Source organism: Halobacteriovorax sp. HFRX-2_2 (assembly GCF_043196705.1).
Lineage (GTDB): Bacteria > Bdellovibrionota > Bacteriovoracia > Bacteriovoracales > Bacteriovoracaceae > Halobacteriovorax_A.
Window position 1 is genome coordinate 334,025 of sequence record NZ_JBEBMT010000001.1, and the last position, 12,600, is coordinate 346,624.

At 37.5% G+C, this 12,600-nt stretch carries 12 protein-coding genes; 9 read left to right on the forward strand and 3 right to left on the reverse strand.

What is annotated here, in order from left to right; all coding sequences use genetic code 11:
* Positions 1–3: 3 nt before the first annotated feature.
* Positions 4–2,832 carry a hypothetical protein gene (locus ABMA79_RS01570; protein ID WP_393089673.1) on the reverse strand — a complete coding sequence of 943 codons (2,829 nt, stop codon included), beginning with the start codon at positions 2,830–2,832 and terminating at the stop codon, positions 4–6.
* A 266-nt stretch (positions 2,833–3,098) separates the two neighbouring features.
* Here ABMA79_RS01570 and ABMA79_RS01575 point away from each other — a divergent pair, with 266 nt between their 5' ends.
* From ABMA79_RS01575 to ABMA79_RS01610, 8 genes are all read left to right on the forward strand, one after another.
* Positions 3,099–3,989: a hypothetical protein gene (locus ABMA79_RS01575; protein ID WP_393089676.1), complete on the forward strand. Its 891-nt coding sequence runs from the start codon at positions 3,099–3,101 to the stop codon at positions 3,987–3,989.
* A gap of 28 nt (positions 3,990–4,017) precedes the next feature.
* Complete coding sequence (locus ABMA79_RS01580) at positions 4,018–4,599, forward strand: RsmD family RNA methyltransferase (protein ID WP_392911326.1); 582 nt, start codon at positions 4,018–4,020, stop codon at positions 4,597–4,599.
* A 51-nt stretch (positions 4,600–4,650) separates the two neighbouring features.
* Positions 4,651–5,130, forward strand: a complete 480-nt coding sequence (gene coaD / locus ABMA79_RS01585; RefSeq protein WP_103216480.1) for a pantetheine-phosphate adenylyltransferase — start codon at positions 4,651–4,653, stop codon at positions 5,128–5,130.
* Positions 5,130–6,356, forward strand: coding sequence for a pyridoxal phosphate-dependent aminotransferase (locus ABMA79_RS01590; protein ID WP_393089679.1), 1,227 nt, complete (start codon positions 5,130–5,132; stop codon positions 6,354–6,356). Before coaD ends, ABMA79_RS01590 begins: the two co-directional genes overlap by 1 nt.
* A 64-nt stretch (positions 6,357–6,420) precedes the next feature.
* Positions 6,421–7,422: a hypothetical protein gene (locus ABMA79_RS01595; RefSeq protein WP_393089682.1), complete on the forward strand. Its 1,002-nt coding sequence runs from the start codon at positions 6,421–6,423 to the stop codon at positions 7,420–7,422.
* A 3-nt stretch (positions 7,423–7,425) separates the two neighbouring features.
* Positions 7,426–8,559, forward strand: a complete 1,134-nt coding sequence (locus tag ABMA79_RS01600) for a hypothetical protein (protein WP_393089685.1) — start codon at positions 7,426–7,428, stop codon at positions 8,557–8,559.
* A gap of 115 nt (positions 8,560–8,674) precedes the next feature.
* Positions 8,675–10,000: a PhoH family protein gene (locus ABMA79_RS01605; RefSeq protein ID WP_393089688.1), complete on the forward strand. Its 1,326-nt coding sequence runs from the start codon at positions 8,675–8,677 to the stop codon at positions 9,998–10,000.
* Positions 10,001–10,014: 14 nt separating this feature from the next.
* Positions 10,015–10,578 carry a PilZ domain-containing protein gene (locus ABMA79_RS01610; RefSeq protein ID WP_392856988.1) on the forward strand — a complete coding sequence of 188 codons (564 nt, stop codon included), beginning with the start codon at positions 10,015–10,017 and terminating at the stop codon, positions 10,576–10,578.
* A gap of 77 nt (positions 10,579–10,655) precedes the next feature.
* Here ABMA79_RS01610 and ABMA79_RS01615 read toward each other — a convergent pair whose 3' ends face one another.
* Together ABMA79_RS01615 and ABMA79_RS01620 are read right to left on the reverse strand one after the other, a co-directional pair.
* Entirely contained in the window at positions 10,656–10,967 is a 312-nt protein-coding gene (locus ABMA79_RS01615) for a hypothetical protein (RefSeq protein ID WP_392856983.1), read from the reverse strand.
* A gap of 135 nt (positions 10,968–11,102) precedes the next feature.
* On the reverse strand, positions 11,103–11,714 hold the full coding sequence (locus ABMA79_RS01620; RefSeq protein WP_392856980.1) for a DedA family protein: 612 nt from the start codon (positions 11,712–11,714) through the stop codon (positions 11,103–11,105).
* Between the two features lie 126 nt (positions 11,715–11,840).
* On the opposite strand from ABMA79_RS01620, the gene ABMA79_RS01625 reads away from it, so the two are divergent.
* Positions 11,841–12,581, forward strand: coding sequence for a hypothetical protein (locus ABMA79_RS01625; protein WP_392856978.1), 741 nt, complete (start codon positions 11,841–11,843; stop codon positions 12,579–12,581).
* Positions 12,582–12,600: the final 19 nt, after the last annotated feature.

The window sequence follows — 12,600 nt, forward strand, 5'->3', positions numbered from 1 at the left end:
TCACTAATTATTTATTTGACCAATAATGATATTGTTTAGGGTGTTATTAATAAGAGCAAAAGTCTCATTTACGTTTTGAGCAACTTGATCTTGCTCAGCAAGAAGTGAGTTTAATTCTTTTGCAGCAGGTACTTCAAGTGATTGAATAATTGTTGAAATTGGAGTTCCAACAGCACTTGAAAGAATAAACTGGATAAATTGTAGAAGTTGAAGTTCACCGTGTAGGTTCAGAACTTCAGTATCATTAGAGATTAGTCTAAGCTTTGTAGTGTGTTCAGATTTTTCAAAAATTGCACTTGTTAGTGGAAGGTGAATATCACTTCTTTCACTAATTAGAGTTTCAAGATAAATATCCTGATTATTTGGATAGATTGGTGTCTTAGGTAGAGCGACAATCTTTCCAATAAGGGCACTAGAAGAGTAATCGTACTTCATCTGAACCTTTCCACTATTTACCTGGTCACGGTAATTACCAATAAGGATTTTCAGGTGAGAAAGGATACAGCTTGTGTGCCATGGCCAGCGCTTAGCAAGTAGGTTGATTGTATCGACCTTAGATGCAAGCCTCTGTGTATATACTGAGAAGTCAGTCTTTAGAATATCTTCTTTTGAAAGAGTGATATCTTGAAGAGACTCGATATGGTGGTTTGGTAAGAATTCCGTCTTCTCTAGGAATTTTGGAATCAACATGGCATTTAGCTTTGCCTTAGTTTTCTTCAGTCCACCATTAAAAGTAAGTTGAGTAATTTGTTTACCAATTGTTGTCTTAAAGAACTCTCTAAATAAATTGATATTTAGGTTTGAGATCTTAGGAAGAAGTCCAAAGTATTGGAAGTAAGCATTACCATACTCCTCAATCTTCGCCTTCAGTGAATCAATTGTCGTTAGCTCAAGTTTGATATCATTCTCATTCGTGAAATCGACGATTAGAAGATATGGGTAGCGCTCTTGTGGGTTTAAGTTGAAACCTAAGAGATCATAATTCTCATCTTCACGATAATTTGAAAGGGACTCTACACTGAAAAACTGATCAAAAGGAATACAGCTCTTTGTTAGGTTCTTAAAGTATTGTGGGTGAGTGATCTTATCACTTTCGCTATTATTACTTAGAAGCTTTCCATTTAGGATAGCATCCTGGTGGAATTCAAATGATAGTCCACACTTTGTCTCATTTGAGAAAAGTGGAGCATCAATGGCCTTCTTATTTGCAAATAATTTATCAATTTCTTCAACGAAGAAATCAAATTTAGAGAAGTGAGTTAGGTCACCATTCATATTCACAGATAGGCATGACTCTTTAAGAAGAGTCGAGTTTACATCAGGATTACCAAAGATATCTAATTTATTTTCAACAACGCGCTTTGAGAAGATATAGAAGTAGCGAGGGATTTCACCCTTACCTTTAAGACCTTCTAGGTTAAAACGCATTAGTAGCTTGTACTGCTTAAATAGTGCTTCGTTCTTTGCTGCATGAGAAGGAACGAAGAGCTTCTGGTTAGAGAAGACGTACATATAACCACTATTAGAAAGATGCTCCCCATTTTGCATAATATTTGTAATGAGGTAGTGGTGTGGGTTCTTCTTAGGGATATTAACTAAGTTAACAAGTATTCTATCGTAGATACTTTGTTGAACCTCTGTTGCATCTAGTAGTGCAAATTGTCCACTTGCTGTGATTCTCGATTTATTCGACTTCTGTTTAAAAAGCGAAACGATTAAAGAAATTGGATCTTTATTCTGTCTTGGAGCAAGGTAAACTAAGAAAGTCATGAACTGAATTTCTTGGAATATCTTTAAGTATTGCCCGTTAACATAGTTATCGCCTCTAAACTCTGGACAGATAATTTCTTGCCAGGCCTCCGTCGAGTTATTCTCCTGAGCAATCCAGTGAGAGATTGTCAGAGAATTAAGGAAGTTTCCTGTAAACAGAGTACTTAAACACTGTGGTTGTGCATTAAAGTTGAAGTATCCACCATGATTTTCAATCCACTTTGGAAAATTAATTAAGAGATTATTAATCATTAAACCAGAGTTACGATTACTGAAAGCATGAGAGTACTTATCAGTTTCATTGTGAAATAGAACAACTGATAGCTCGTTTGGAATTTCATGATTTAAAACTTTAAAGAACTCAATTGGGTTAAGGTCTTTAAGGATAGAGCTAAGCTCTAGAATACTGTCACCAAAATTCTCATTTGGCCTAAACCAGCTGTATTCATTAGTTCCAAGAGCACGGCTCGATAATTCACGAGAGCTTGATACTTTAAAGATCTTACTTAGTGTTGAGTTTGGATTTAAAATCTCATTCTTAGTAAGAGTCTTTGAGTAGAAAGAGCTCAACTGAGTTAGAAAGCGAACCTTTAAGATATAGACGCTAATAGAACGAAGGCAGTAAACTTTTAAAAAGTCCTGGATGCACTCGTAACTTGGGCCGTTCTTGTCATCAAGTTGTGCCCAAAATTGATTAAAGTCGCTAACTCCCTCAGGGTGAATCCCGTTGTGAGTCGTATATTCAATAAATTCTTGAAAAAGTGATTGCTTAAGACTGCGGTTGCGGTTCTTGAAAGACTTAACCTGTGTCTTTGCTTCAGTAAAAAGTTCAAATACGATCTTTTTGAACTTCATACTTCCCTTAGTTAATAAACTTTCACCACGCCATTTAGGAATGATGTGATCACTAACAAGGAATTCTCCGCTTTGGATTGATGGAACAGGAGTAGGTCCGCCTGCAGATGCTGCACGCGCTTGTACCTCAAGGCTTTCTGCCTCGGCACTAGGTTCAGGAATATTGTTAATCAGCCAGTTCTTAGCTGAAAACGATGAATCTTTCACTTCGCCTGTTGTTCCATATAATAATCAGACAATCCTCAAAACTTTAAGATGGTTAACAATCTAAACTATGTAAGGAAAGTCGTGTGTTGCGTCTTTAAATTGGTAGTAAAATATAACGATGGGCATTCATATTGTCATGCTTAAAAATAGAAATTCTCGACTTAGGCTATCTAAGTACTTGATTTTTATGAGTTGTTTATTTCTTAAAGTTTCTGTCATCTGTGTCGAAAAGCACAAGTGATATTGGATCAATAGACGGAGTTTATATGGTTGGAAATAAACCACAAGATGCGGCAGCAAAAAGTGTAGAAACTGGATTTTCTGAAAATGAATTAGATGACATCATGGCAGAATTCGCAAGCCTCGATAAAGAATTATCGGGAGAGCTTGGCCAAGCGCCAGTTGCTGAAACTGAAGAAGAAGCACCGGTAGCGGAAACACCTGTGATGGAAGCTGTCGAAGAAGCGGCACCAGTTGAAGAAATTGCTGCAGAAGTAAACCCTCTTGATGCTATGGTAGCTGAAACAAATCCTTTAGATGAGATGGTGGCCGAGGCAAATCCGTTAGACGAGATGGTTGTAGAGGTTAATCCTTTAGATGAGATGGTTGCAGAGGCTGACCCTGTTGCTGAAGATGAAGGGCCAGCGCAAATCGTTGCTCAAGAAGATATCGAAGAAGTTGTTGCTGGGGATTCAGCTCCAACTCTTGAAGAAGCTTTCTCGGAAGGCTTTGATGAAGAGGAAATGGATGCCATTATGAAGGATCTTGAAGAAATTGACGCAGCATCGCCTGAGACGACTCTTGAGATGGAGGAAACTCCTGAAACAACAATGATAAAAGATGAAGACAATGAAAACGTACTTGTGATAAATCAAGCGCCTAAAGAAACTCCTGCGCCAACTTTTACTCATGTTGCACCAACAAGTGCTGACAGTGGGGAAGTTGCTTTTAGTGCAGCTGGTAATATGAATTTTAATGTAAACTTGACGATCGCTGGATCACAAGCAACATTAAGTGTGGTTGATGGCCGCTTTACACTAACAATGAATGGTGTAGACGTCTCAATCACTGAAGAAGGCTTTAAGGCCTGTATCGAAGGTGGAGCGAATTTTAATATTCCACTTCCGTCGGCCGATGAAGCGAAGAAAGTCGCTTAACATTGTTATAAAAATTAAAAGGTTTTAAATGGCCATAAATATACTTGGTGGGCATGCTAGAGGGCATGCCCTTTTTGTTCCCCCTGAATCAATTACTCGTCCAACGAGTGTAATGCTTCGTCGTAAATTCTTTGATGCTCATCAAGACTTAACAAATTGTCTCTTTGTGGATCTTTTTGCGGGGAGTGGAGCAATGGGGTTTGAGGCCTTATCAAGAGGTGCAAAGAAAGTCGTCTTAGTTGATGACCATCCAAAAGTTCTTAATGTCTTAAAAAAGAATAAGGCACAAATTTCAAAGAAAGTAGATACCGTTGAGTTGTCGATAATTAAGCAAAAGGCACAAGCATACTTAAAAACAAGTTTGTCTTACTTAGAGTCAACTTCAGATGAATTCGATGAAAGCTATATTTTTATCGATCCGCCATACGAATTAAAAGATGTCTACTTAGAATGTCTCAAATTACTTAAAGAATCTTCATTTTCTGGAGAGGTTTGGATCGAGTCTGATCGCCAAAAGGGAATTCTTGAAGCTGATTTAAAAAAACATTCTCTTACATTCTCAAAAGTCTACAAGCAAGGCACGAGTTATATTGCAAGAATTGCATTGTAATCCGGTGTCGTATAAAATTGATTTAAATTTATAAGAGGAATTAGGTACTCAATGAAAAGAGCAATTTATCCAGGAACGTTTGATCCTTTCACAAATGGTCACAAAGATATTTTAATGAGGTCATTAACTGTCTTTGATGAAGTCATTATTCTTGTTGCCCACAATCGCAATAAGAAACCTCTTTTCACTGCTGAGGAACGTGTTGAAATGTTGAATGAAACATTTAAAGACGAGCCTCGTATTAAAGCAGATAAGTGGGAAGGTCTAATCGTCGATTATGCCAAAGCAAATGATATTGGCTCGATTATTAGAGGATTAAGACCAACTGGTGACTTTGAGGCCGAGTTTCAAATGGCCTCGATGAATAAGAGACTATACCCAGAAATCGAAACTGTTTTCTTTATTACAGAAAGAGACAATTACTATGTTTCAAGCTCACTAGTAAAAGAGATTCACAAACACGGAAAAGTTATCAAGGAATTCGTTCCAGACACAATTTATAACTGGATTGCTAAAAAAGGGAAGATCTAATGAATGTTTCTAAACGTTCTCAAGAAATTAATGAAAGTATTACTTTGAAACTTAATGCCAAGGCCGTTGCCATGGCACAAGAAGGGAAGAAAGTTTACAACCTAACAGCAGGTCAGCTTCCTTATCGCCCGCCAAGAGAGCTAGTGGAGTCAATTAGGGGAGAGTTAGACTTTCTTAAAAGCTTTCAGTACAGCCCAGTCGCAGGTGATAGCGAGTTATTAGAAAAAATCATTGATTACGTTGAAACTTCTCGTGGAATTAGTTTTGATGAGTTTGATCATAGTTTTAAAGCAGTCGTTGGTAATGGTGGAAAGCATGTACTTGCTAATATCTTTGCAAGTATCGTTGATCCAGGTGATGAAGTAATTGTCTTTGCACCATATTGGATTTCTTATCCACAAATGATTTCTCTTAATGGGGGAGTTCTAAAGGAAGTTAAAGCATCTGTCTTTAATGCCTTTGAACCTGACCTTGAAGAGTTAAAAGAATTAATTAGTGATAAGACTAAGGCGATTGTTTTAAATAGCCCTAATAATCCTTCTGGAATTTTCTATAATGAAAAGTGGATGAAACAATTTGCTGAGATTGTGAAGCCTTTTGAAAATGCTTTTATTATCTCAGATGAAATTTACTACGAATTAAATTACTACGATCCAAAGCCAACATACTTCTATCAATATGATCGTGAGCTTTTATCACGTACAATCATTGTTGATGGAATTTCGAAAAGCTTAGCAGCAACAGGTCTAAGACTTGGTTACTGTATTGCTCATGAAGATGTTATTGATGCGGTTAAAAAGATTCAGGGGCATACAGCTTCGGGTTCTTGTTCACTTATTCAACGTGCTCTTCTTCGCTATAATATGAATCATGTCGATGAGTACTTAACTCCAGTAAAAAAACATCTTCGTGAAAATGCACAAGTTCTAAGAGAAGTTCTTAGAGAGTATAAATTGGAGAAATGTTGGTATCAGGTAACATCGGCATTCTACTTCCTCTTTGATTTCTCAAGTGCCCCAATAATTAACAAGTTCAAAAAATCAGACACAGATCAGTCTGATTACTCTGTTGAGATTTGTGAGCAAGTTCTTGAGCAAAAAGGTGTGGCAATGGTTCCTAGTGGAGACTTTGGACTGCCAAATTGTGCAAGAATTTCGCTGGTACTACCAAAAGAGGACTTTAGAGACGCCATTGTGAGCTTAGCTGAGTACTTAACTCAAGAATAGGCTATAAAGATTGGTATCTCATTCCCACTATTAATTAAAGGCTAAGTTAAGAGATAATTAAGCTGTGAATAAGCTAATTGTTTTCAGTATTTATCTCTTAACATCTCTCACGATCTTCACTTCATGTGGTGCTGACGAAGAAATCGAGTTAGAAAGAAGTTATCTTTCTGTCGAAGATCATTTGTCATCAGGGGATTGTGATAAAGCCTTATCGAAGATGCTTTCGATGAAAGAGCAAAGTGGAGATGCCACTTATTATAAGCTTCTTGCTTCATCTTACGCATGTAAAGCAGGCTTTTCTGTTACAGAATTCTTCCTAAATGAAATTACAAAAATCACAACAGGTGCTGACCTTCTAAGTTCAATGTCAACTTTTACAATGGCCCAGGCCATGACTGATATTGATGATCTTTCTTACTACTACCTTGGTGAGGCGATTGAAGTTCTAACGTACTCTGGAGGAATGGGACCTGCGACTAAGGATCCATCGGCCGCTCTTCGTGAAGCGACGTTTGGAAGTTATGGGGCAGCTGATATAAATTCATTTCTCATGTATATGCTCTTTGTTCGAAATGGTATGAGCATGGCCTTCTTTGGTAATTCAGATGCTCTCGGTTCAAAGGGAGCGGGAACGATTGGAACTAACGAATGTCTCTTTGCTTACTCTTTCTATGGTGACGTTGATCTCGATGCTTATATTCAAGCTGGTGGCGTTACTGGTGCATGTGATGATGGGGCAGATACTGGAAGCGTTGACTTAACTAATGGAGACTCTAGCCTTCATTTAGAGCGAGCCTGCGCAATGGTAACAGACTTTAATAATCTGTTAGATGTGTTAGAAAATATCTCTTTAGGGGATATTACTGATGTTGATCTTTCGACATTCTTAGCTGATATCAGTGCTGTAAGACAAGACTTTGTCGATAATGTGATTACGCCAAAAGGCTTTTCTAATAGTCTTGTGACAGTAAAGAATCAAACTCAATGTGTAACTGATTTTACAGGAAGTGAACTTCAAATTGCTTACTATATGGCCGCATTATTTGAAACACTTCATTCAAGGTAGGTAATGAGGAACTCGCTAAAGCTTCTATTCATTACTCTTTTGGCCATTCATTCAATGGCCTTTGAAAAGTTTTTTCTAGGGGAGAGTCCTCGTGCAAAACTAATGGGAAATGCATGGATGGGACTTGCCAATCAGGATTCATTTACCATTTTCTATAATCCAGCAAGTCTTGGGGCCAATTACGATATCGACATATCGCCAGTCAATTTCACATTTGCAGGGCCTAATGCTATTGATGACATGGATCGCTTCACGGATCTGCCAAGTGATGCAGCTGGAATTGCAAATCAACTTATGGGTTATCCTCTTTACTTAGAGGCATCAAATTTTTCAACAATTAAGGCCCATCACTTTTCATTTTCTTATTTCACAAAGAATCGCGCCAATATTGTTTTAAAAAATCGCGTTAATCCTGCCTTCAATGTTGATTACTCGTATGATCGAGGCTTCATTACTGGTTTCGCTTTTAACCTAATTGGTGGAGATCGAAATAAGCAGAAAAAGAAGATTATGACAGGTCAGCGTCTGTCTGTTGGATACTCGTTCAAGTATCTAACGAGAGAGGGGACACGTGATAAGTTTGATATTTTCTCAACGAATATCATCACGAAGATTGAAAATGGCCTAGGCTCGATTGATGAAATCAAAGATACATTTGGTTTCTCTAAAGGCTCTGGCTCTGGACACGATATTGGAATTGAGTACGCCAATGGTTGGGGAAATACTGAGTTTGTTGCATCCATGGCCATCTTAGATATTGGAGATACTTATTTTAAAAAGACTGAAGGTGATGGAGAAGTTCCTCGTATCGCAATGGCCGTTAATACAGGCCTAGCAGTAAAGCAAGACTGGAAGGTTTTTGATTACTCTCTCGCACTAGATATAAAACCGATTAATCAAGGCCTTGAATTTGGCCGTATGATTCACTTTGGGGCCCAATTAAATATTCCTTTCTTTGGCTTCTTTGCAGGCCTTGGAGAAGGTTATCTCAATTACGGTGCTGAGATTCGCCTATGGCCTGTTACGATTACGGCCGGATTTAACAATGTTGAAATTGGTTCTAACTATCAAGAGACAAAAGGTGATCGCCTTTTCATCTTTATTTCTTTATTTGATACATCCATGGATATTTTTTAGGCTTTTGATTGAGTTTCATGACGCATAAAGGTGAACGGCCCTTTTTCTTTGACATCCCTTTTTACCATAACTTAAAATTTAATTAAGAGAGGATTCCTCCCATAATCTTAATGTCATGGAGGGCATTTTGACACGTAAAACCTTTGTTCTCGATACTAACGTATTACTATTTGATCCTAATGCTATTAACAAATTTGGTCCTAACGACGTCTTTATTCCACTAGTTGTTGTGGAAGAGGTAGACCGTTTTAAGAAAGATCAGAATGAGAATGGTCGTAACGCTCGTTACTTCTCAAGAATTATCGACGATCTTCGTAAGAAGGGATCACTAATGGATGGTGTAGAGCTAGACAATGGTGGAACCCTAATTATCTCTGTCGATAAGACGATTGATAATCAACACGACACAATTGATTTAACAATTAATGATAATTTAATTCTTGCTTCAGCAATCTTTTTAAAAGAGCAGGGTGAAGATGTTGTTCTGATTACTAAGGACATTAACTTAAGAATTAAATCTGATATCTTAGGCATTAATGCTGAAGACTACGGAATGAAAGATATTAAGCTTGAGGAAATCTACTCAGGTTATCGTTTTCTTCCACTGCCAAAAGATAAGCTTGAAGAATATGAAAAGAATCGCTTCCTACAACTTGAAAATTGGGAAGAGCTTGAAATTTTTCCAAATGAATACTTAGTTGTTCACGAGGAAGGAAATGACAGAAGAAGACTTCTTGGGCGTTTTTCAAAAAGTAAATTAGGAATCGTTCCTCTAATCCCAATGAGAGAAGGGGTTTGGGGTATCTATCCAAAGAATATGGAACAACAATTTGCACTAGATGCTCTTCTAAATGATGATATCAAGTTAGTGTCTCTTGTTGGTAAGGCCGGTACAGGTAAGACTCTTCTTGCGATTGCTGCAGGTCTTGAAATGACAATTAATCAAGAAAAGTATTCAAGACTTCTTGTTTCTCGTCCGATTCAACCAATGGGGAAAGATCTTGGTTATCTTCCAGGTGATGTTAACGATAAGCTAGGTCCTTGGATGCAACCAATCTTTGATAATATGGACTTTCTATTTGATCAAAGAAGAGCGGGAACAAGTTCTTCATATGTTGATCTAATGGATCACGGACTACTTCACATTGAACCACTAACGTATATTCGTGGCCGTTCAATTCCTGGTCAGTACCTAATCGTTGATGAGGCACAAAACCTTTCTCCACACGAAGTTAAGACAATTGTAACTCGTGCCGGTGAGGGAACTAAAATCATCCTAACAGGTGACCCTCAGCAGATCGATAGTCCTTACCTTGATGAAATCAACAACGGACTAAGTTATGTTGTTGAAAGATTAAAAACAGAAGAGATCATCTCTCATACGAAGTTAACTGTTGGTGAGCGTTCAGCGCTTTCTGAAACAGCTTCAAAATTACTTTAATAGAGGAATAGCGAGTGTCGAGAGCTAATCGTCAACATTTAAGAGCACCTGTAAATCAAGAGATGCTCTATCTTTGTGATGACTATGTTTTAAAAGGCCGCTGTTCTAATATTTCCGAAGGTGGAATGTTAATTACCGATATGGGGCGCGTACCATCAAGTACGCGCTTTCATACCATGGTATCCCTTATTCAATATCCAGAGTTTTCAAAGTTAAGCTCTCAAAAATTAATCAGTATTGATCATAGTGCATTTGATATTGAAGTTATTCGCTGCGAAGTCGATGTCGTTCGTTCATTTGATGGATTATCTGAAGTTGAAAAAATCTTATTACCATCGATTGGTGCTAAATTTTCTCACGTCACTTCAGGAAATATGGCCTTGATTCGCTCATATGTAACAACCTTTTCAAAGAATATGATTTATCTTCTAACTCAGTTTGAGAATTCATCAAAGAAGAATGGCAATATTGTACATCTCAGAAAGACGGCATCATTACTGGGCTACGACTCTGATATGAAGTTACCACTTCTTAGGGCGAAAGTTCTTCACGATTACCAATCGCTAGAATCCCTCTAGAAAATAAAGGCCCATCACTTGACGGGCCTTAAAACAAAAAAAACAAAAATAAAAAGAGAAGAATATAAAGAACAAAACTATAGTTTTGCTTTTATCGAATACTTAAGATCCTTGATCGTCGCTAGAAGATACTTATCGATAGGCGATTCATTATCAAGGATGCGGCTTTTAAACTCAGCTGTTAACTGGTCAACTTTAATAAGTAGGTCATTATTAATAACGTCATCATTGTTGATTTCTGCAACAAGAGAATTTGTCTCATTGATTAGGGCAGAGAAGTCTAGCTTAGAGAAATAATCTCTTTGAACAGTACTTTCACAACGGTTAGCTTTTTCGCTTTTAAATGCGTTGAAACTGATAACTTTATTCTGCGTGATTGAATTTAACATTTAGCGGTACTCCAATAATCAATTACTGTTCATTTTTTTTCACAACTTTTGTGAACAAGCGGGATTATGGAGGAAGTGGCCCGTGCTGTAAACTCAAATTGACGGGCCTTGTAATTTTTTCTGACTATAATGATTTTAGGCGTTTACGTCTTTTTTCTTCCATTTTGAGACGACGATACCAAGAATTACTGCAAGTGCTACTGCACCAATGACGTAATTACTCTTCTTGATATACTCAATGGCCGTCTCACCAAACTTATAATAAACCGTGAAGTAGACCACACATGAAATTGATGCGGCCAAGAGGTCTGAAAGAGCAAATTTCCAAGCATTCATACGCCCTAGACCCGCTGATAAGAAGAGGGCATTTCTAAAGCCAAATGGAACAAAGCGACCGAAGATTAGAGTGAAAACACCATACTTCTTAAAGAAAGCGTTCACCGTATCAAGACGCTCTGGTGTAACCATTGAAGCAAAGAATTTTATACCAAAAATCTTTGGCCCTAAGTAGCGTCCAATAAATCCGTAACAGATTAAATCTGAAAGGTAGGCACCAAGAAATACACCGATAAAAAGTGGGTAGAGATATTCCGGATTCTTGGCCGCAAGAATGGCCGAAGTAAATAACATAAGGTCTTCCGAAATAGGAATATTAAAACCTGCTAAGAGTAGCAAACCAAAAATTATGAATGGTGCCATGTGGACGTGAGTGTTGATATAGAGCATGATCTGATCAATGAATTCCATTTTATCTCCTAGCGTAACTGTAAAAAAATCAGATTAAGAATATCCTAATTTGATTCAATATGCATTAGTTATCAGCGCATTTTTCCTCCCTCAAAATACAACTAATTCTCTGGTATTATGACTCCCGTGAAAAAGAGAATTTTGAGATCACTCATTATTTTTTATATTGGTTTAAATACGAATCAAGTATATGGAAAAGACTTAGACTTCTTTTTAAAGTCTAAAGGGGATAACCATAATTACTTTATTCAAACTTCTGCCTCCCTTGGAATGTTTAAAGAGAAGACGTCTAGCCAAGTTCTAAAAACTCAAAAAAATTCGCCAATGACATTAACCGCTGGACTTTCTTATTTTCCAACGACAATAGAAAAACTTTCAATTGTTGCCCTTGGTAGCATTTCCTACCTTGTTGGTTCAGAAGTTGAAAGTGATAGTGGGAGCACGTTTTCAAATAACTTAAAGCTAAAGCCAGAGCTTGGGGCAAGCCTTTACGCACATAAGTCATATACTCATCGCAATTCAACAGGATTCTTCGGTGGTGTGGATTACGAGTTATTCAATGTCTATAAATCAGGAGAGCTTTTAAATGGAGGGACTCTTGATGTCGAAACAAAGCGTATTTACTATGGAACTGTTGGTTTAACTTTTGCGCAAAAGTTGATTACACCGTTTGTTTTTAATTTGAGTTTTTCTCAGTCTGTAAATTCGCAAAGAGGGCTAAGTGGCCAGCGCTATCAAATCAACTATAGTCAAAAATATAGCGAGAATATGTGGTATCACATCTTTACTAAGCGACATGAATTAAAAAATGATTATCGACAACTAAGTATCACTCGCTTAGGAATCGGAGTAGGATTTTATTATTAAAAAAGGCCCTCATTAGAGG